We start from the raw sequence: 20,719 nt of genomic DNA, 5'->3' as shown, positions 1-20,719 counted from the left end.
TATGAAAAATTGAATTTAACGTCTCCCCTTTTAATGGGGATTTTTCTCTTAATTTAAAGTCTAAATTGAGCTGGAAATTCAATGTAAAAGATTAAGCATCTTAACACTTGACCAATACCCTAATCGGTTGCAACATGAAGCTATCCATTAAACAAAAAGTATAACCATGACCTATCAATATCATGATGAAAGTATTGTAACCGAACTTCCCGAAGATACAGTTTTTGTATTTGGAAGTAATCTTGCTGGACAACACAGTAGTGGTGCAGCACGTGTTGCAAGTCAGCACTTCGGAGCAGTTGAAGGTGTAGGTCGTGGGTGGGCAGGCCAAAGCTTTGCAATTCCAACTTTAAATGAACATATTCAACAAATGCCTCTTTCACAAATTGAGCATTATGTTGAAGACTTTAAGATATATACAAAAAATCATCCCAAGATGAAATACTTTGTCACTGCATTAGGTTGTGGCATTGCAGGTTATAAAGTTTCCGAAATCGCTCCTCTTTTTAGAGGGATTCATCACAACGTTATTTTTCCGGAATCATTTAAACCCTACGTGGAAGATAATGCGGTATCTCAATTTCCGACTTTGACTCAAAAGATGGTACAAAGTTTCATTAATGATGAAGTTATTTTTTACTTTAATCATGGCAGTGAATCTTTTGAAGAAGCTTTAGATAAAACTGATTTATCAGATGCTGAAAAAGCGATAGCACTTATTGTTTTAAATGAAGAGTTATATCCACGAGATCGTTATGGACGAGGCCGTGATCATGAGCTTAGTGATATTTTAGGGAAGCTGAACGGTAAAATTTTCAATCTTCATGGAAACTCTGAAGGTGCCATGATTTTTGTAAGTGCTGTTGTTGCACTGATGGAGCTTTATGATTTTGATGAGCAAGATTTTATCAAATTATGGCGTGGTGAAAAAAATATTGATCACCCTATTAATCGTTAAGTTTTCTTATAAATTTATGAGCTAAGCAGATAATCTCTGCTTTCTCACTATTTTATTTTTACTTACATTTAATCCTTTTATTTTTAATTATTCTAATATATTTAACTCTTTATCCTCCCAAATCTTAATTTTTCTCATTATACTTTAAGGCAAACTGAATACTTAAAGAAACATATGGAAACTTTAGATTCTTCGATTTTTGACCTTAGCCCCATACCAATGTGGATTGAGGATTTCAGTGAAGTTAAACAACAGTTTAATTTATGGAGAAATCAAGGTATTGAAAACCTCCACGAATTTTTAAATCAAAATAAACATTTAGTTATCGAATGTGCTCATAAAATTAAAATTATTCGCGTTAATCAAAAAACTTTAGAACTTTTTGAAGCAAGAACACACGAAGAACTATATTCGAATTTGAATCTTATTTTTAAAAAGGAAATGTTCGAATCACATATTTATGAGCTTGAAGAGTTATGGAATGGTAAAACCCATTTTTCAAGCACTACTGTGAATTACACCTTATCAGGCAAACGTATTGATGTTCAGTTAAGAGGTTCCATTTTACCGGGTTCTGAATCTACCTTTGAACGTGTATTAATTACTACAGAAGATATTACCCCTTATCAAAATGCACTCCGTCAGGAAGAAAAAAATCGTCGCTTAGCTGAGTCTATGTTTATCTACTCGCCTACTTCGTTGTGGGTTGAGGATTTCAGCCGTATAAAAAATAGAATTGATCAACTTAGGCTATTAGGAATTGAAGATTTCAGAACTTTTCTAGATGTCCATCCTGAATTTGTGCGCCAATGTATAGAAGATATTTTAATTTTAGATGTTAATCAGGCCACAATAGATTTATTTAAAGCTCCTGATAAATCGACACTTTTAAGAAATACACATAAGATTTTTGCTGAAGAAATGATTGAGACCTTTCGGGAGCAACTCATCGAATTGTGGCAAGGGAATATCCATCATAAACGTGAGGCTGTTAACTACGCTTTAGATGGCCAAATAAGAAATGTGTTGCTTCAATTTACCGTTTTTCCCGGATATGAAGATACTTGGGGGCTGGTACAAGTTGCACTGACAGATATTACTGCACGAAAAAAAGCGGAAAACTACCTTGAATATTTAGGGCAACACGACGTCCTGACCAAACTATATAACCGTGCTTTTTTTACAGAGGAGCTAAATCGTTTAAACCGAAGTATTATTCGTCCTGTTTCTTCAATTTTTTTAGATATGAATGGTCTAAAAGAAACAAATGACGAGTTTGGGCATGATATTGGAGATGGTTTATTACGCCGTGTTGGAAATATTTTAAGTCAGGCTATTTCGAATACAGCGTATACCGCATCTAGAATCGGTGGTGATGAGTTCGTGATCTTAATGCCAGGTGCAGATGAAGCGAACGTTCAAATTATGCTTCAAACGATTCAAGAGCTTTTTAATATCGACAATCAATATTATTCAAGCCATCCAGTTAGTATTGCGATTGGACATGCAACCACTCAAACAAATGAACAAATTGAGGACATGCTAAAACGAGCAGACCATCACATGTATCAAAAGAAAAAAAGTTATTATCAAGAAATTTTATTTAATCAATAAAAAAACAGGCATATTGCCTGTTTTTCAAAATTAGCGTTTTCCCATAGAACGACGCGTACCACGTGGAGGCATCCATGTTCTATCCGCGTATTGCTCTGGTTTTGGACGCACTTGGTTGTGTACCGCATCATCTGCTTGATTGCTTTCATTCGGCATTGGGAATGGCAATTTCACCAAAGCCTTTTTCTGTTTTGGCTGTTGCTCAGTCATGATTCATTCTCGAAATTTCGATTGCGGTCTATTATAAATGATTTTTATCATTTCTTTTCAAAAAAGCTTCAATTGAGTAAAACAGCAACAAGAACCTTCTTAAATTAAACTTTTTTACATCTAAAAATACCCGTATCCGCAAATTGCTTAATTTTTGCGATAAGATAGTATGCTTTTTATTTTTTAATCCCATAAGAGGAATATTGCCGTGGACGTACGTCTTTCTGATCGTGTCAATGCTATCAAACCGTCCCCTACACTTGCTGTAACTAACAAAGCTGCTGAACTTAAAGCTGCTGGCAAGAACGTGATTGGTTTAGGTGCTGGCGAGCCAGATTTTGATACCCCTCAACACATCAAAGATGCTGCAATTGAAGCGATTAATAATGGTTTCACCAAATATACGGCTGTAGATGGTACTCCTGGGTTAAAAAAAGCAATTATTGCTAAATTGAAGCGTGATAATAATCTTGATTATCAAGCAAACCAGATTTTGGTTTCATGTGGTGGTAAGCAAAGTTTCTTTAACTTGGCACTTGCTCTATTAAACAAAGGCGATGAAGTTATCATTCCAGCACCTTTCTGGGTAAGCTATCCAGATATGGTCATTATTGCTGAAGGTACTCCAGTCATTGTGAAATGTGGTGAAGACCAACGCTTCAAAATCACTCCTGAACAATTAGAAGCTGCTATTACACCTAACACTCGTTTAGTGGTATTAAACAGCCCATCAAACCCAACAGGTATGATTTATAGCAAAGCTGAATTAGAAGCTTTAGCTGAAGTTTTACGTCGTCATCCACAAGTATTTGTTGCATCTGACGATATGTATGAACCGATTCGTTGGGAAGACGAGTTCTACAACATCGCAACTGTTGCTCCAGATTTATATGACCGCACAATTGTTTTAAACGGTGTTTCTAAAGCATATGCAATGACAGGTTGGCGTATTGGCTATGCAGCCGGTCCAGCAAAAATCATTGGTGCAATGAAAAAGATCCAATCACAGTCAACTTCTAACCCAACTTCTATTTCACAAGTTGCTGCTGAAGCTGCATTGAATGGTCCACAAGATGTTTTAGAACCAATGATTGAAGCGTTTAAACGTCGTCATGACTTAGTTGTAAACGGCTTAAACGACATCAAAGGGATCTCTTGCTTACCTGCTGATGGCGCATTCTACGCTTATGCAAACATTCGTCCTCTTATTCGTGCAAAAGGCTTAAAGTCTTGCACAGAATTTTCTGAATGGTTACTTGAAGAAACTGGCGTAGCAGTTGTTCCTGGTGATGCATTTGGTTTAGGCGGTTTTATGCGTATTTCATATGCAACTGCGGACGAAGTACTTGTTGATGCATTAGCACGTATCAAAAAAGCTGCTGAATCAATCGAAGGTGTTGATGCTGCGATTGCATCAATCGAAGCTGAAAAAGCTGCCAAATAAATTAAAAATATAAAAAAAGGCCTCAAAGTTGAGGCCTTTTTTTATAATTAAAATTATTCTAAGTTAAATAAAGCGGCAACCTCAGCCTCGGTCAATTTCTTTGTATCATTTTGAAAATTATAAAAATCAGGCTTTGAATCAATAAAAATTTCTATATCTAGCTTCAAGTCTTTTACTGGTTCATTTAAAGAAAATGCATTGATATTGCAGTAACTTTGATCTTTTGTTCTCCAAAAAATTGTTGTTCCACAAGCATTACAAAAACCTCTTTCACCCCATTCAGAAGAGTTAAAGATACTCAGATGTTTTTGCTGATTAAACTTAAGACTACCTTTGACAACATCAATCGTCATAATGACACCACTCGTTTGTCGACGACACATTGAACAATGACAAACATGTACATCATGATTTTTTAATTCAACTTCAAAAGTTGTTTCTCCACACAAACATTGACCATTCATTATTATTTTCCATAGTAAATTTATATTTTTAGAGTTATAAAATATTCTGCTCAACCAAAATTTACAAGTTTATAAACTATAAAGTGGCCCATATTTCTTGTACTTGTTAACTTGACAATAGAAGTTATAACGCCTAACTTAACATCAAGTTCCATTTTAGAACTTTATTAATTTAAGGACTCAAAAAATGAAAAATCCGATGGAAATGACTGGTCTAGAATTTTTACAAGCTATGATAGAAGGCCATATTCCACCTGCAAGTATTAGTAAAACTATACCTATGCAACCTACTGAAATTTCAGAAGGATCTGTTATTTTTAAAGCCCAAGCAGATCAAAACCATCTAAATCCACTCGGTGGAGTACATGGCGGTTTTGCTGCTACAGTCCTAGATTCAGTGACTGGCTGTGCAGTACATACGATGTTACCTGCGGGTGTAGGTTACGGCACAATCGACCTTAACGTAAAAATGTGCCGCCCTATTCCCCAAAATCAGGCTTTAATTGCAACAGGCAAAGTTATTAATTTAAGTAAAAATTTAGGTATTTCTGAAGGAAAGATTATTGATGAGGAAGGTAAACTGTATGCCTATGCAACAGCAACCTGCATGATTATTCGTCCATAATCGTTAAAGGTAGCCTTAAACCGCTGCCTTTTTTATTGAATCACCGGAATTATCTGGACGTTTACAAGTTTGTGCAATCACATACGGCGCCCAAATATTTTTAAGTTGGAGCTCTATAATTTCTTGATGCTCTACAGACCAAGCTAAAACTTTATTTTTACCCAACAATAACTCACCTTCTAATTGAAAAATATATAAAGATTCAGAGGAGTTTAGTAGTTTCGAGCTTTTTAAAATCTTAAGTGAATTATGCACATTCCATTTAGAGCTAAACCAAAGCTGCAATAAATCGCCTAAATACAAATTCTGCTTTTTGAAAGGATAAGTATTAATCCATGCCCTTTCTACGGGTGTGTAATAAGATTCTGAGTGATTTAAGATATTCAGATAATTGTGTTGATAGAAATCAAAATTAGAAAAAATAGAAGCGATCGTAAGCGTTTTCATACTTATCTCCGATTTAGCCATTTTAGTGCTGGCAAGTTGGTTTAAATCCACACTGTTTGGATTTCTCCAAACGCTTGTTCTTTTTTGAATCTAGCAATTGATTTTTTAAAGTGCAAGTAATTTCTTTACTCACCACTCAACTGATCAAATAAAAAGCATACGACACAAAAATGAAATAAACATGACAATTTAGACTTGACCCTTCTCAAAATCTCCTTATAATCGCATGCAGATTCTCCCATAGCTCAGTCGGTAGAGCGACGGACTGTTAATCCGCAGGTCCCTGGTTCGAGCCCAGGTGGGAGAGCCAAATACTAAAAAGCCCGCAGCATTAAAGCGGGCTTTTTTTTGCCATAAATTTATCAATAACTATAAAAAAATCCTCTATCAGCAGATAGAGGATTTCTTTTTTTCTTAGAGTCTTTGTTAGGTTTAAGCGTCCAATTTAACTCTAAAGAATCTATTCTATTCTCAAATTATTATTCCACTTCAACCACTTTTAAAGGATTAAAAGATTGAGTGGTCGGCATCATTTCAATACGATTAATATTAATGTGTGGAGGTTGTGAAGCAATCCAAGCTACCGTATTTGCAATATCTTCAGGCAAGAGTGGATTCTTTTTATCATATAGGCTGTTTACTTTATCCTCATCACCTTTAAAACGCACAAGAGAAAATTCAGTACCTCCACACAACCCTGGTTCAATATTAGTTACGCGCACACCAGTACCAGCCAAATCAGCACGAAGATTTAGACTAAATTGCTCCACAAATGCTTTGGTTGCCCCATACACATTGCCCCCTGGGTATGGGTATGTACCTGCAATAGAGCCCATATTAATGATTAGACCTGATTTTTTCTTTACCATACTTGGTAAAATTAGTCGGGTAATCGTAACAAGCCCTTTAACATTGGTATCAATCATCGTATACCAATCATCTAATTCTGCTTTATCTGCTGGTTCTAATCCCAATGCCAATCCAGCATTATTCACCAATAAATCAATTTGACCGATTTGAAATTCGGCTGGCAAATCAAGCAATGCCTTATTTATATTTTCTGCCGTATCCGTCATGTCAAATACTAATGGGTAGAATTTCTCACCAAGTTCTTGTTTTAGTTCTTCTAGTTTTTCTGCTCGTCTTCCACAGCCAATAACTTTATATCCTAGCTCAATCAGCTTTTTTGAAATGCTATAACCAAAACCTGCCGATGCGCCTGTAACTAATGCTAACATTCTTATATCCTTAGAAATGATCAACTATTTCAGTTGAACTCATGATGAACATATCAGCCTTTATATTTACACAATATTTATTATTAGCCTAAAAAAATAAAAGTTTTTTAAAAATTTTAAGAGAAATTAAAATCTATAAAAAATATATTTATTAAATAATTATATGCATTAAAAAACTAAAAGCAGAGCATGCTTACTGTCTAAGAGATAATGTTCACCTAATAAAAAAAGTTTACCGTGAAAGGTAAACTTTTTTGTTTGAGACATCCAAGACTAAGCAGGGATACCACTATGAAAACGGAAAGTATTATCTGGCGTTAAAATCAGATTCTTTTCAACTTCACGGATATGATCAATTCGCTGCTGAATATCCTCTTTAGGATCTTTCATTTTTGCAGTTTTTGCCACATCAAGCGCAAGTGCGAGATAGTCTTCAAAATGACGAGACTCTGACTTAAGTAAGTATCGATAATAACGTCCTAACTCATCATCTACACGCGGAGCAAGTGCATAAAAACGCTCACATGAACGAGCCTCTACGAATGCACCAATCACCAGCACATCAATTAAAGCTTCAGGTTCATACGTACGAATCTCTTTACGTAATCCACCTGCATAACGTCCGGCACTTAAACCAGTCCACTCTTGACCACGCTTAGCCATAAGCTCAAGCACTTGTTCATAGTGAAGCATTTCTTCTCGTACAAGCTGAGCAAGTTTTATTTGTAAGTCAGGAAAGAAGCTATAGCGAAACATTAAGTTCATTGCTGTACTAGCCGCTTTCTTTTCACAATTAGCATGATCTTGCATCAAGATATCTAAATTATTGATTGCCTCATCCAACCATGCATTTGGTGTTTGACATCCTAAAAAGGCCACCACAGGTTGCATTAATTCATCGTAATTGATACTCGACATAACCAACTATCCTGCTGCCTGAATCGCTGTTTTCATATCTTTAACAGCTTGAACCAGACCTACAAAAACACTTTCAGCAATAATTGAATGACCAATGTTTAATTCATGAATTTGTGGAATAGCTGCAATTGGTGCAATATTTTTAAGGTTAAGGCCATGACCAGCATTTACAACCAAACCTTTTGAAGCTGCATATTCAACGCCTTTGATAATACGCGCCAACTCAGCTTGTTGATCTTGCTCTGTTTCCGCATCTGCATATGCACCCGTATGTAACTCAATCGTAGGTGCACCACACGCAACTGCTGCATCAATTTGAGCTAAATCAGCATCAATAAATAATGATACGTCGCAACCAATAGCCGCTAAAGTTTGAGTTGCAGCTTTAACTTTTTCAAAGTTACCCACTACATCCAAACCACCTTCAGTTGTTACTTCTTGACGTCTTTCAGGAACAAAACATACGTGCTGAGGCTGAATTTCTTTCGCAAACTCGACCATTTCATCAGTAACAGCCAACTCTAGGTTCATACGCGTTTTTAATAATGGACGCATGCGACGTACATCGTCATCTTGAATATGGCGACGGTCTTCACGCAAATGCAAAGTAATCCCCTCTGCACCAGCTTGTTCACAAATAAGAGCAGCTTCCACAGGGTCTGGATAAGTAGTACCGCGCGCCTGTCTCAAAGTAGCAACATGGTCTATGTTTACACCAAGCAATGCAGCCATAAATAAATCCTAATTACGATTGAGTTTGAGTATTTTGAATCCACAATTGTCGACTTTTTAGGGGACGATCTCCTAAAAGCGATGTAATCATTTGACGGTATAGTTTACCTAATAATTGCAATTGTTCGTGAGAAAAATCCTGACCTTGCTCATAATCCAACATAGATAAAATTGCTTTACCTGACAATGAGGAACGGCTTGCCTGAACAATGGGCGCAAAACCTTCAGTCACCTGAAATTGATAAAACTGGTGGGCCTGTATTGGCTGTTGTTGAGTATCAATTGAGAAATCAATCGCGTAACCCAGCTCAGGAAGCAAAACATGTTCGAACTGACGCAAAATCTGTCTCAGAAATAGATCAGGATTTTCGTGGGAAGATAATTGCTGTAATTGAAGCAAAGTTAATTGATATTGCTCAAAAGATTGCGGCATTGCCTCTTCTAATGGGCAAAGTCTAAGAACAATTTCATTGAGATAAAAACCAGCAAAAAAAGCATCACCAAAAAAGAAAACAGGCTGATTTAATATTTCCAGCTTAGTAAAATTTTTGAGTTCACTTTTACCCGTGGCTTGAAGCCGAATAGGCTGATATTGAGGGGGCGGAGTCTGCCTTAAGATGCCATCGACTCGCCCATATTCCTGAGTAAAAAGATGCACAATATGACTTTTTTCGCGGTACTTACGGTGATGAATCATATATCCATGGAGGACTTCATTGCGCATCATAAAAAGAATCTATTCCTCAGATTCTTTTTCTTTTTTGTCATCCTCATCATCACCATCAGGAATAACAGCACCTACAACAGCTGCTGTACCTTTAACTACACCTTTAGTAGTTTTATAGGCGATACCTACTGGTACGGTTACAAGCTTATATACACAACCTTGTAACATCAATGTACATCCAACTATAGCAATTAACGATGTAATTGTTTTCATACCAGCATCCTTATCCTTTAGATATCACTATACCCTAAGCTTTTTAGAGCACGCTCATCATCAGACCAACCACCCTTCACTTTTACCCAAAGTGTGAGCATAATTTTTTGCTCAAACATTTTTTCCATGTCTTTACGAGCATCCATACCAATCGTTTTAAGCTTGGCACCTTTTTCACCAATCACAATGGCTTTTTGACCAGCGCGGTCTACAAAAATCGTTGCATCGATATAGGTACAAGCTGGTTTCAAACGACCAGTTTTTTCATTAACAGTTGCTTCTTCCGTTTTGAAAGATTCAATTTGTACTGTTAAATCATAAGGAAGCTCTTCACCCAACTGACGCATGATTTTTTCGCGAATAATTTCACTTGCTAAGAAACGTTCAGAGCGGTCAGTAATCTGATCAAAAGAATACAATGGTGGTTGGTAAGGAAGGTACTTCTCAATCGTTTCACTCAAGTGTTCTAAGTTTGCACCACGCAAAGCAGAAACAGGAACAATCTCAGCAAAATTCATAAGTTTGGCACGTTCTTGAATGAGAGGAAGAATCTCTCTTTTATCTTCAAAAGTGTCAGCCTTATTAATGACCAAAATAACTGGCATTTCAGCGTTCTTGAGTTTTTCAAGCACTAAATCATCGTTTTGAGTCCACTTATAAGCATCAATAACGAATAAAACTAAGTTAACGTCACGTAATGCAGAATGAGCAGCACGGTTCATCATTTTATTAATAGCACGCACTTCTTTTTTATGCATACCTGGGGTATCTACATATACCGCCTGCATCTTTTCGCGAGAATCAATACCAATAATTTTATGACGTGTTGTTTGAGGTTTACGCGAAGTAATAGAGAGCTTTTGACCCAATAAATGGTTCATGAGGGTAGATTTACCCACATTTGGACGTCCCACAATCGCCACAAATCCGCTCTTAAAATCCGAAGGGATTGTTACGCCTTTGGAACTAAAAAATTGATCAATCAGATTATTAGGATCTTGGTTTTCATTTGAATCTGGATTGATTTGATCAGAATGCATCGACATGCAGGTTATTGCTCCAATAACTTTAAAATTTCCGCCGCTGCTGCCTGCTCGGCAAAACGACGACTTGAACCCTCACCATAAATCTTCGGTAAACCATCTACCACACATTCCACTTTAAAGTGCTGATGAGGTGCATCACCCTGAATATCTACAACCTCGTAAACAGGGAGAGGTTTTTTACGTGCTTGTAGATACTCTTGTAAACGTGATTTCGGATCTTTGAGTTGATCCGTAGGTTCTATATGGTCTAAATAGGGTATGTACCATTTTAGCACAATATCTTTAAGTAAGTTGAGATCACCACTATCAAGATAAATTGCACCAATAATCGCTTCTACCGTATCTGCTAATATTGACTCACGATGATGACCACCAGATTTCAACTCGCCTGTACTTAATATTAAACACCGACTAAGTTGCAAATCGGTTGCAATCTTACCTAATGCTTCTTGGCGAACTAAGGTCGCACGCATACGCGTGAGACGACCTTCATTTTCATTTGGATAGGCATGATATAGATAATTAGCGATTATCATGCCTAATAATGAATCGCCGAGAAACTCTAAGCGCTCGTAATTGTATTTGTGACTCACCGAACGATGAGTCAAAGCTAACTGTAACAATTCAAGCTGCTTAAATTGATATCCGATTCGACTCAGTAAGCGAGGATCACTTAGTTTGAACTGATGTTTTATCAAAACTCTTCTCAAATGTTAAAACTAAATCAATATTAAATAAGAAAGGTTTTCTTACTTCATATTTCTTTTTGACCGTTAGACCTGACTGATTAAACACTTGAGCGATCTCTTTAAAGTGGAGATCACGAATATTGTTCATTTCGAGTCGCTGATCCATTTGTGTTACAAACTTTTGTGGTGTGATCTCAGAAGAGCTTTCTTGTAAAAGCTCTTCTATCTGATTATTAATCAGCCGATCATCCCAATATGCTGGCCAAACTGCAAGTACAGCTTTTACTGCAACTGCAAATATAACCACCCCAAATAAAATTGCTAAATACGAAGTACCCTGTTGTGCCTTACGCATTTCTTTTTTTCCTAATGGTTGTTTTTAATCTATTTTTCCATTTCGGCTAAAGTTAGGAAGGTGTAAGCCCGGTTCTTTATGCATCCACACATAGAATGCTCGTCCTGTTAAGTTTTCTTCAGGAACGAACCCCCAGAAACGACTGTCTGCACTTTGATCTCGGTTATCCCCCATTGCAAAGTAATGTCCTTTTGGTACAGTCACTTCCCAATATAAACCGTCTTGGTTCGCATATTTACCATTTTCAACATAGTTGATAAACGGTGCTTGGCGCGCCACATTTACGCCTTCAAGCTCACGCATCGTAAAGGTATGCTCACCAATCGTCTCTTTATGATAAATAGACGTTGGCGTATCCATAACATCTTTTTCACGACTGAACTGTGTTAATACTTTCGGTACTTTCTGCCCATTAATAATCAATTGCCCATGGTCATAAACAATATGATCACCAGGTAAACCGATTACACGTTTAATATAGCTAATAGTCGGTTGAGGTGGATAACGGAATACAATTACATCACCACGCTTTGGTTCACCAACATCAATAATTTTCTTATTAACAATAGGTAAACGTACACCATAATCAAATTTATTCACCAGAATAAAATCACCAGTTTCTAGAGTTGGCACCATAGAGTCCGATGGAATATTAAATGGTTCATAAAGAAATGAACGGAGTATAAGTACTACAGCTAAAACTGGCCAAAAGTCATAGGCCCATGTAATGACAAAATTTTCGTTCCCGCGTCCTTTATTTGCACGCTGTTTTAATACAAGTTTATCTAACAACCACACTGCAAATAGAATCAGCGTAACTGGAACAAGAATTAAATTAAAATCAAAATCCACATGACCTCACTCGCAGCCTCGCTGCTTGTATTACAGTGGGGAAAGGAAATTGTTCACTTCCCCCACCCTTATTTCTTATCTTTCTACTTTCAATACAGCCAAGAACGCTTCTTGTGGAATTTCAACACTTCCCACTTGTTTCATACGTTTCTTACCTTCTTTTTGTTTAGAAAGTAGTTTTTTCTTACGTGAAACGTCACCACCATAACATTTTGCCAATACGTTTTTACGCATCGCTTTTACGGTAGAACGGGCAATAATTTGCGCACCGATTGCTGCCTGAATAGCAACATCGAACATTTGGCGAGGAATTAAGTCTTTCATTTTCTCAACCAATGCAATACCACGATGGCGTGCATCATTACGGTGACAAATCATAGCCAAGGCATCAACCTTTTCGCTATTAATTAACACATCAACCTTAACTAAAGCTGAACTTTCAAAACGTACAAAGTTATAGTCTAAAGATGCAAAGCCACGAGAGCATGACTTTAATCTGTCAAAGAAATCCATAACGACTTCAGCCATCGGGATTTCAAATGTAATAGAAACTTGGTTACCCAAGAATTTCATATCTTTTTGTACACCACGACGTTCGATACATAGTGTCATTACGTTCCCTAAATATTCTTGAGGAACAAGGATATGACACTCCGCAATTGGTTCACGTAAATCTTCTACAGTCGATCCATCTGGCATTTTTGATGGACTATCGATGTAAATCGTTTCGCCTTTTTTGGTTAATGCTTCATAAATTACGGTAGGTGCTGAACTGATGAGATCAAGATCGTACTCACGCTCTAAACGCTCTTGTACAATTTCCATGTGCAGCATACCTAAGAAGCCACAACGGAAACCAAAGCCTAAAGCATCTGAACTTTCTGGTTCAAAGAATAAAGCCGAATCATTGATCTGTAATTTTTGTAATGCTTCACGGAATGGTTCAAAGTCACTGGCATCAATCGGGAAAAGACCAGCATATACTTGCGGTTTAACCTTTTTGAAACCCGGTAAAGTTGCAACGTCTGGTGTAGAAGCAAGAGTAATTGTGTCACCTACTGGCGCACCAAAAATATCTTTAATACCCGCAATAACAAAACCTACTTCACCAGCTTCAAGAATATCTGTTTCAGTATGCTTAGGATTAAATACACCTACAGACGTGACCGGATGAGTTTGTCCTGTCGATTTAACCAACATTTTGTCGCCCTTGCGGATACGACCTTGTTTAATACGAACAAGAGAAACTACGCCTAAGTAGTTATCAAACCATGAGTCGATAATTAATGCTTGTAATGGTGCTTCACGATCACCTTCTGGCGCCGGAATAACATCGACTAAACGCTCGAGTACACCTTCAACACCTAAACCAGTTTTTGCTGAACAGGTTGGTGCATCTGTCGCTTCAATCCCGATAATTTCTTCAATTTCATGAATTACACGTTCAGGTTCAGCCTGTGGTAAATCAATTTTATTTAGAATAGGAAGAACTTCTAGACCTTGTTCAATTGCTGTATAACAGTTTGCAACTGATTGAGCTTCAACGCCTTGTGCTGCATCTACAACCAATAGTGCACCTTCACATGCAGCTAATGAACGAGAAACTTCATAGGAGAAGTCAACGTGCCCAGGCGTATCAATAAAGTTAAGTTGGTATTCCTGACCATTTGGATGGGTGTAATACAGCGTGACAGAAGCGGCTTTAATGGTAATCCCACGTTCACGCTCAAGCTCCATTGAGTCTAAGACTTGGGCTTGCATTTCACGATCTTGTAGACCGCCACACATCTGAATAAAACGGTCAGCCAATGTAGACTTACCATGGTCAATGTGGGCAATAATCGAGAAATTTCGTATATTTTTGATATCGACGGATTTTTTAGCTTGCGCCATGGGTTACCTTGAGAAAATATAGAGTGCTATGTAGCTTGTTTTAATACACAGCCAAAGCGGTTAAATAAATTGCGTGAGATTATAACAGATGCATATTTTAAAGTATCCAAAATAATCATTAGCTTTGTACTTATGTTTTAAAAAAGGACAGTCAAAGTAAGCGTATTACTTCAAATTATTGAGCATACGAAACGGTGAAATCATAAGGATTTATACTTGAATCAAGCGGCTTGTATGCATGGGTAAAAGTTGGCGACATCCGTTTTGGACGTCCTGTAGCAATTTCAATACACGCCCATTTGGTATTTCCAACAAATAATACGGCCTGATCTGATGGACGAAAAAACACATACTGGCGGAACGAATAAAGTGCATTAATGTCATCTAACCATGTACGTAATACAATTTGTTCGCCTTCAAACGCAGCTTTACGATATTGCACATGATGCTCAACCGCGACCATTGCATGTTTTAACTCAAGATACTTAGTTACCCCTACTCCCAAAGTTTCAACATGAGCAGCAGCTACATCTTGCATCCATTGAACATACATCACATTATTTACATGTCCCAACGCATCAATGTGATGTGGCTGCACCTGAATATGTAAATCAAAAATACTACTCACAAATGAACACTCTTATTTATTAACCTTAAAACTGAAATAAGTGTAGGTAGATATCGCTAAACGCTCAAGATAAATAACAAAAACCACCCATTTCAGGGTGGTTTATCGATTGGGTTGAGGATTATTGAATACGTAAACCAAGCATTGCGCGCTGTCCCTGACGAATAATAGCAACACGTGCTACGGTATTTTTTGGCAAGTTAGAAACAACTTTTGCAAAATCCTGACTATTTAAAATTTGGTTATTATTGACTTGAGTAATCACATCGCCCGGGATGATATTCGACAATGATGCTAAACCACCACGGCGAACATCTTGTACATAAATACCACCTTTTACGCTCAACGCATTTTTTTCCGGTTCAGCTAGATCACGAATACTCATGCCTAAAACTGGCCCCTTAGATGCAGCACCTTGTACACCAGTAGCAGGTGTTTCATCTGGCGCAGTCGTTAAGGTTGCTGAAATATTACGTGTTTTATCATCACGTAACACTTCAAACTGAACGGTTTGATTTGGCTGTACTTTGTTTAATGCATAGAGTAAATCACTCGTACGGAGTACAGGTGCACCATTTAGTTTTAAAATGACATCTCCAGCTCTTAGCCCTGCTTTTTGTGCAGGTGAGTTCGGAGAAATTTGCGTAATTAAAGCACCTTCAGGTTTTGGTAATTTGTAGGCATCAGCAAGGTTTCGATCAATATCTTGCATCATCACCCCAAGATAAGAGCGTGTGACTTTACCTTTTGTTTTCAGCTGGTCTGCAACATCCATTGCTACATCAATCGGAATAGAGAAAGACAAGCCCATATAGCCGCCAGTACCACTAAATATTCGAGAGTTTACCCCGACCACTTCACCATTTTGATTAAATAATGGACCACCAGAGTTACCTGGGTTTAAAGCCACGTCAGTTTGAATAAACGGCACCGAGGTTTCACCGCTCATGTTTCTTGATTTTGCACTGACAATACCGGCCGAAGCTGAGTAATCAAAACCAAAAGGCGAACCAATAGCTAGAACCGGTTCTCCGACACGTAAGCGATCAACATTTCCTACTCGTAAAGCTGGATAGTTAGTTCCATTGACCTTTAACAAAGCAACGTCTGTACGCTCATCACTACCCACTACGGTTGCATCAATTTCACGGCGGTCATTTAGAGTGATGCTGATACGAGAGGCATTTTCAATCACATGGTGGTTTGTGAGTAAATAGCCATCTTTACTAATGAAGAATGCACTTCCGTAAGCTGTCTTTTCTTGTGGACCTCGTTGCTGTGGAATGATGACCTGATTGCCAAAGAAACGTTTTAAAATTTCAGGAACTTGCTGCTGCAACAGTTCATCCTGAGTCATTTTTTTTACGACGTTCACACTCACAACTGCTGGACTAACTTGTTCAACGAGGTTTGAAAAATCAACAGCAGCATTTGCTTGAACAGCAGCAACTGTAAATACCGCTGCATACATTCCTTGTTGTAAATAGCGAGATTTCATTCGGTGCTCACCCACAATTTGGTCTACGAGAATAAGAATAAAACTGTTGTATCACAACGCTTTGGGGTTGTGCGTAACAATATGTTTATTTGTAATACATCATCACAAGGATTATTTTACGCATTGCAACTTTTTAAGCCAATTGCAATTTTTCTCTGAGTTAGAGCGCTTAAGCTCTTGCCTTTTTAGGTAAAAAGGGGTGTCATTAGCGGACGTTTTAAATTGATGCGAATGGACATGCCTAATTTACAGACAATTCACCACTTTGACGTGATTATTGTGGGCAGCGGCGGCGCTGGTTTAAGTCTGGCTTTATCGTTACCAAATCATTTTAATATTGCAGTTTTAGCCAAAGCTGCTCTAACCGAAGCAAGTACCTTTTATGCTCAAGGTGGCGTTGCTGCTGTTCTTGATGAGACTGACTCTATTCAACAGCACATTAATGACACTATGATTGCAGGCGCTCATTTATGTGAAATGGACGCAGTACAACATACCGTAGAAGGTGGCCGCCCTTCTGTTGATTTTCTTTTAAAACAAGGCGTTCAATTTACCCTAGATGAGGATGAGCAACTTCACTTAACTCGCGAAGGTGGTCACTCGCAGCGTCGCATTATCCATTCTGCTGATGCAACAGGCAAAGCCATTTCAACCACTTTAGTTGAGCGTGCCAAAGAACGTAAAAATATTACTATTTTTGAAAATTATATTGCGATTGATTTAATCACCTCGCATAAATTAGGCCATACCGACCAAGCGAATCGTGCTATTGGTTTATATGCATTAGATGAAAATACTGAAAAGGTTCATACCTTCCTTGCACCATTCACCGCGCTGGCTTGCGGCGGTGCGATGAAGGCTTATCTATACACATCTAATCCAGATATTGCCACAGGTGATGGTATTGCAATGGCTTTCCGTGCAGGTTGCCGCGTTGCCAATATGGAATTTAATCAGTTCCACCCAACTTGTCTGTATCATCCTCAAGCACGCTCATTTTTAATTACCGAAGCTATGCGTGGTGAAGGTGCTTATTTGCGCTTACCTGATGGCGAACGTTTTATGTTGCGTTTTGATGATCGTGCAGAACTAGCTCCTCGCGATATTGTGGCACGTACCATTGACCATGAAATCAAACGTCTCGGTATTCGCCACGTGTGGTTAGACATTACCCACAAATCACCCGAGTTTATTAAAGAGCACTTCCCTACACTTTATGCACGATTGCTTGAGTTAGGTATCGACATTACCAAAGATATGATTCCGGTGGTTCCGGCCGCCCACTATACATGTGGTGGTGTTGTGGTTGACTCAAATAGCCAGACGGATATTGAAGGTCTCTATGCAATTGGTGAAACATCTTATACAGGCTTACATGGTGCAAACCGTATGGCAAGTAACTCATTACTTGAGTGCTTCGTTTACGGTATGAGTGCGGCAAAAGACATCGAAAATAAATTTGATGAAAACTTCAAATTACCTGAAGTACCAACTTGGGATGACTCACAAGTAACCAACCCTGATGAAGATGTTGTGATTTTACAAAACTGGGATGAGTTACGTTCAACCATGTGGAACTACGTTGGTATTGTCAGAACCACAAAACGTTTAGAACGTGCTTTACACCGTATTGAAATGTTAAAGCGTGAAATCACTGAATATTATCAAGACTACCGTGTTAGCAAAAACCTGATCGAGCTGCGTAACCTTGTTTTAGTATCTGAAATGATTGTTCGCTGTGCTATGCAACGTAAAGAATCACGTGGTCTACATTACACGCTCGATTATCCGGAAACTTCCAGCGAGATTCGTAAAACGGTTTTAACTCCTCCAAATTTTGCAGTAGAACAGCCATTAGTTAATACTGACATTTAAGCTGTTCTTCTACAAAAAAGCACAGCCAGGGCTGTGCTTTTTATTTGGTTTAATATTTATGGTCTAGGTGGAATTGAATAAGTCGCAGTCACATGCGCCACAGGTTCATCCAGACCGACCGAATAAATCCAGACCTCTCCGACAACCAAGCTCTTTCCGACTTTCATGAGTTTACATTCACTACGTAAGTCTTGATCACCTGCAGGTTTTCTTAAAAAATTAATATTAAAGTTGGTCGTCACAGCTAAACCAACAATACCGATCTCACCTAATATCGCAATATATAAAGCAAAATCAGCCAAAGTCATCATGGTTGGGCCAGATATGGTGCCACCAGGACGCTGATGCCTTTGATCGACATGATAGTAAACAACTGCAGCTTTGGGAGTGACTGATTCAATTGTGCAATGTTCAAGACTTGGTGGAAATTCCTTTTCAAGAAATGCCACGATTTCTTCTTTTGAGCTTTTCATCCTTGTTATTCTTCAATCTATAAATCATATTTAAGATAGCATAAGAAAATTACAGATATTTTCTATGACGATTTAAATCAGAATTAACATCATTTTTCACCACTCCTATATTTTTATAAGAGTGGCTCATCCAATTTGCTTACCGTAAATATTGCAAAGCCTGCTCAAACACCTGATCAGGACTTTGGGTTGCATCTATTCGCTTAATACGTTCCGGTTCAGCCTTCCATAAGGTTTCATAACCTTCACGAACCTTAGTAAAGAAGCTTAACTTTTCTTGTTCAAAACGGTCTAAAGCTCCGCGTTCACGTGCACGGTTCATACCAAGTTCAATCGGTGCATCTAACCAGAAAGTCACCTCCGGCATGCGTGAAACGAAGTTCTGATTTAAAAGCTGTAATTTATCTTGGCTTAAACCGCGACCAGAACATTGATAAGCAAAACTCGCATCGGTAAAGCGATCACTTAATACAATTTTGTTAGCTTCTAAAGCAGGCAAAATAACCTGTTGTAAGTGTTGAGCACGTGCTGCATAAATGAGTAATAACTCAGTATCATGACTCATATTTTCATCATGATTCACAGCCAAAAGCATTGAACGAATTTGTTCAGCTAACGGTGTACCCCCCGGCTCTCGAGTTAAAACAACTTGTTTGCCTTGCTCTTCAAAATGCTGATGAATTTTTCGAATGAGTGTAGTTTTACCTACCCCTTCCGTGCCTTCAAAGCTGATAAACATCTCTTTTCCTTATTTCTTCGATCTCAACACGGATAAATAATCCTGCACAGCTTGATTATGTGCTTGCAAGCTTGCCGTAAATTTATGTCCACCATTACCAGTCGCAACAAAATAGATGTTATTTGAATCATCTGGATGTAATGCTGCTTCAATTGCCTTTTGGCTTGGCAAAGCAATTGGAGTTGGCGGTAAACCATTAATAGTATAAGTATTATATGGTGTTGGAGTACGCAGGTCTTCTCGGGTAATGTTGCCTTTATAGTTATTACCCATTCCATAAATAACAGTTGGATCTGTTTGTAAACGCATACCAATTTTTAAACGGCGGACAAAAACTCCAGAAACTTGTGTAAGTTCACTGTCTAAACTCGTTTCTTTCTCAACAATAGAAGCCATAATTAATGCTTCATATTTATCTTTATACGGTAAATTCGGCGCGCGATTTGCCCAAGCTGTATCTAGAGCTTTTATTTGACGATGATATAAATCGGTAAGAATTTTCTTGTCAGTCTCGCCTTTGGCAAAGAAATAAGTATTCGGCGCGAACAAGCCCTCTGGATGATCGTAAGGAATCCCAAGCGCTTTCATGAGCTGATCATTAGGCAAATCTAATATTGTATTTTTTACATTTTTATCATTTTTGAGTGCAGTAATAAGCTGCTTAAAAGTTGTACCTTCAATGACTAAGACACGGTTCATCTGAGCATTATCAGCATCAGACAACATCTCTAACACTTGTCTTACGCTCATCCCTTGTTCAATTTCATACACACCAACTTTCATGCTGTCATGAATCATAAACTTCTGATAAAGCTTCAATACGATAGGAAAGCTAACTTTGTCCTCTTTTGCCAAACGATCAATAAAACCAGAATAAGTTTCTCCAGATGTAATCGATAACATCTGTTTTTTTCCTTCAACAGGATAAGCCTTAAACAAGCTTGACCATAAAATGGCAAACGTAAAGATTAAAACAATAAAAAGGCCAATTAGAACCAATCGCTTAGAAAATTTTGGAGCTTGTTTTTTGTTATTTTTCTTGGCGTTTTTTGCTTTCGTATTCACGGGTGGCTTCGGCATA

The 20,719-nt window shown here is 38.0% G+C and carries 23 protein-coding genes, 1 tRNA gene and 1 pseudogene; 6 read left to right on the top strand and 19 right to left on the bottom strand.

Going from position 1 to position 20,719, the window contains the following annotated elements:
- Positions 1-166: 166 nt before the first annotated feature.
- Both KTJ10_RS04705 and KTJ10_RS04700 read left to right on the top strand, forming a co-directional pair.
- Positions 167-958, top strand: a complete 792-nt coding sequence (locus tag KTJ10_RS04705) for a hypothetical protein (RefSeq protein ID WP_068565488.1) — start codon at positions 167-169, stop codon at positions 956-958.
- Between the two features lie 174 nt (positions 959-1,132).
- The gene (locus KTJ10_RS04700) at positions 1,133-2,572 is read left to right on the top strand and encodes a diguanylate cyclase domain-containing protein (RefSeq protein WP_410468411.1); all 1,440 of its coding nucleotides are present in this window, start codon (positions 1,133-1,135) and stop codon (positions 2,570-2,572) included.
- 30 nt (positions 2,573-2,602) lie between these two features.
- On the opposite strand, the gene KTJ10_RS04695 is transcribed toward KTJ10_RS04700, so the two are convergent.
- Complete coding sequence (locus tag KTJ10_RS04695; protein ID WP_002118942.1) at positions 2,603-2,782, bottom strand: hypothetical protein; 180 nt, start codon at positions 2,780-2,782, stop codon at positions 2,603-2,605.
- 208 nt (positions 2,783-2,990) lie between these two features.
- On the opposite strand from KTJ10_RS04695, the gene KTJ10_RS04690 reads away from it, so the two are divergent.
- On the top strand, positions 2,991-4,226 hold the full coding sequence (locus tag KTJ10_RS04690) for a pyridoxal phosphate-dependent aminotransferase (RefSeq protein ID WP_019457670.1): 1,236 nt from the start codon (positions 2,991-2,993) through the stop codon (positions 4,224-4,226).
- 53 nt (positions 4,227-4,279) lie between these two features.
- On the opposite strand, the gene KTJ10_RS04685 is transcribed toward KTJ10_RS04690, so the two are convergent.
- The gene (locus tag KTJ10_RS04685) at positions 4,280-4,690 is read right to left on the bottom strand and encodes a GFA family protein (protein ID WP_068565490.1); all 411 of its coding nucleotides are present in this window, start codon (positions 4,688-4,690) and stop codon (positions 4,280-4,282) included.
- Between the two features lie 187 nt (positions 4,691-4,877).
- Here KTJ10_RS04685 and KTJ10_RS04680 point away from each other — a divergent pair, with 187 nt between their 5' ends.
- Positions 4,878-5,315 carry a PaaI family thioesterase gene (locus tag KTJ10_RS04680; protein ID WP_262441460.1) on the top strand — a complete coding sequence of 146 codons (438 nt, stop codon included), beginning with the start codon at positions 4,878-4,880 and terminating at the stop codon, positions 5,313-5,315.
- Positions 5,316-5,330: 15 nt separating this feature from the next.
- Here KTJ10_RS04680 and KTJ10_RS04675 read toward each other — a convergent pair whose 3' ends face one another.
- Together KTJ10_RS04675 and KTJ10_RS04670 are read right to left on the bottom strand one after the other, a co-directional pair.
- Positions 5,331-5,762, bottom strand: coding sequence for a hypothetical protein (locus KTJ10_RS04675; protein ID WP_199992081.1), 432 nt, complete (start codon positions 5,760-5,762; stop codon positions 5,331-5,333).
- Positions 5,763-5,803: 41 nt separating this feature from the next.
- A pseudogene (locus tag KTJ10_RS04670) lies at positions 5,804-5,950 on the bottom strand (hypothetical protein).
- A 46-nt stretch (positions 5,951-5,996) separates the two neighbouring features.
- Here KTJ10_RS04670 and KTJ10_RS04665 point away from each other — a divergent pair.
- Positions 5,997-6,072, top strand: a tRNA-Asn gene (locus KTJ10_RS04665).
- 169 nt (positions 6,073-6,241) lie between these two features.
- On the opposite strand, the gene KTJ10_RS04660 is transcribed toward KTJ10_RS04665, so the two are convergent.
- From KTJ10_RS04660 to KTJ10_RS04605, 12 genes are all read right to left on the bottom strand, one after another.
- Positions 6,242-7,000: an SDR family oxidoreductase gene (locus KTJ10_RS04660; protein ID WP_068565495.1), complete on the bottom strand. Its 759-nt coding sequence runs from the start codon at positions 6,998-7,000 to the stop codon at positions 6,242-6,244.
- Positions 7,001-7,273: 273 nt separating this feature from the next.
- Positions 7,274-7,918 carry a tRNA-(ms[2]io[6]A)-hydroxylase gene (locus KTJ10_RS04655; protein WP_262441459.1) on the bottom strand — a complete coding sequence of 215 codons (645 nt, stop codon included), beginning with the start codon at positions 7,916-7,918 and terminating at the stop codon, positions 7,274-7,276.
- A 6-nt stretch (positions 7,919-7,924) separates the two neighbouring features.
- Positions 7,925-8,650 carry a pyridoxine 5'-phosphate synthase gene (gene pdxJ / locus KTJ10_RS04650; protein WP_199975786.1) on the bottom strand — a complete coding sequence of 242 codons (726 nt, stop codon included), beginning with the start codon at positions 8,648-8,650 and terminating at the stop codon, positions 7,925-7,927.
- A 13-nt stretch (positions 8,651-8,663) separates the two neighbouring features.
- Positions 8,664-9,377: a DNA repair protein RecO gene (gene recO, locus KTJ10_RS04645; RefSeq protein WP_262441458.1), complete on the bottom strand. Its 714-nt coding sequence runs from the start codon at positions 9,375-9,377 to the stop codon at positions 8,664-8,666.
- A gap of 9 nt (positions 9,378-9,386) precedes the next feature.
- Positions 9,387-9,590, bottom strand: coding sequence for an NF038104 family lipoprotein (locus KTJ10_RS04640; RefSeq protein WP_005067833.1), 204 nt, complete (start codon positions 9,588-9,590; stop codon positions 9,387-9,389).
- 17 nt (positions 9,591-9,607) lie between these two features.
- Complete coding sequence (gene era / locus KTJ10_RS04635; protein ID WP_079381034.1) at positions 9,608-10,630, bottom strand: GTPase Era; 1,023 nt, start codon at positions 10,628-10,630, stop codon at positions 9,608-9,610.
- An 11-nt stretch (positions 10,631-10,641) separates the two neighbouring features.
- The gene (rnc, locus tag KTJ10_RS04630; protein ID WP_005067830.1) at positions 10,642-11,334 is read right to left on the bottom strand and encodes a ribonuclease III; all 693 of its coding nucleotides are present in this window, start codon (positions 11,332-11,334) and stop codon (positions 10,642-10,644) included.
- Complete coding sequence (locus KTJ10_RS04625) at positions 11,306-11,680, bottom strand: DUF4845 domain-containing protein (RefSeq protein ID WP_032055219.1); 375 nt, start codon at positions 11,678-11,680, stop codon at positions 11,306-11,308. Before KTJ10_RS04625 ends, rnc begins: the two co-directional genes overlap by 29 nt.
- Before the next feature lie 24 nt (positions 11,681-11,704).
- Positions 11,705-12,532 carry a signal peptidase I gene (gene lepB, locus KTJ10_RS04620; RefSeq protein ID WP_130173523.1) on the bottom strand — a complete coding sequence of 276 codons (828 nt, stop codon included), beginning with the start codon at positions 12,530-12,532 and terminating at the stop codon, positions 11,705-11,707.
- A gap of 75 nt (positions 12,533-12,607) precedes the next feature.
- Positions 12,608-14,425 carry a translation elongation factor 4 gene (gene lepA, locus KTJ10_RS04615; protein WP_002118606.1) on the bottom strand — a complete coding sequence of 606 codons (1,818 nt, stop codon included), beginning with the start codon at positions 14,423-14,425 and terminating at the stop codon, positions 12,608-12,610.
- Between the two features lie 175 nt (positions 14,426-14,600).
- A complete protein-coding gene (locus KTJ10_RS04610; protein WP_005067822.1) occupies positions 14,601-15,053 on the bottom strand; it encodes an acyl-CoA thioesterase in 453 nt (150 codons plus the stop codon).
- Between the two features lie 121 nt (positions 15,054-15,174).
- Positions 15,175-16,551: a Do family serine endopeptidase gene (locus tag KTJ10_RS04605; RefSeq protein ID WP_039759589.1), complete on the bottom strand. Its 1,377-nt coding sequence runs from the start codon at positions 16,549-16,551 to the stop codon at positions 15,175-15,177.
- A gap of 231 nt (positions 16,552-16,782) precedes the next feature.
- Here KTJ10_RS04605 and nadB point away from each other — a divergent pair, with 231 nt between their 5' ends.
- Positions 16,783-18,426 (top strand): L-aspartate oxidase, encoded by a 1,644-nt coding sequence (nadB, locus tag KTJ10_RS04600; protein WP_013197095.1) that lies wholly within the window; start codon positions 16,783-16,785, stop codon positions 18,424-18,426.
- Between the two features lie 56 nt (positions 18,427-18,482).
- On the opposite strand, the gene KTJ10_RS04595 is transcribed toward nadB, so the two are convergent.
- The 3 genes from KTJ10_RS04595 to mltG form a co-directional block, all read right to left on the bottom strand.
- Positions 18,483-18,899, bottom strand: a complete 417-nt coding sequence (locus tag KTJ10_RS04595) for a PaaI family thioesterase (protein ID WP_009393656.1) — start codon at positions 18,897-18,899, stop codon at positions 18,483-18,485.
- 139 nt (positions 18,900-19,038) lie between these two features.
- Entirely contained in the window at positions 19,039-19,638 is a 600-nt protein-coding gene (gene tmk / locus KTJ10_RS04590) for a dTMP kinase (protein ID WP_262441457.1), read from the bottom strand.
- A 9-nt stretch (positions 19,639-19,647) separates the two neighbouring features.
- The gene (mltG, locus tag KTJ10_RS04585; RefSeq protein WP_262441456.1) at positions 19,648-20,718 is read right to left on the bottom strand and encodes an endolytic transglycosylase MltG; all 1,071 of its coding nucleotides are present in this window, start codon (positions 20,716-20,718) and stop codon (positions 19,648-19,650) included.
- Position 20,719: the final 1 nt, after the last annotated feature.

The sequence above is a fragment of the Acinetobacter sp. WU_MDCI_Abxc222 genome (assembly GCF_025514755.1).
Classification (GTDB): Bacteria; Pseudomonadota; Gammaproteobacteria; order Pseudomonadales; family Moraxellaceae; genus Acinetobacter; species Acinetobacter geminorum.
This window is presented reverse-complemented; position numbering and strand designations above follow the sequence as displayed.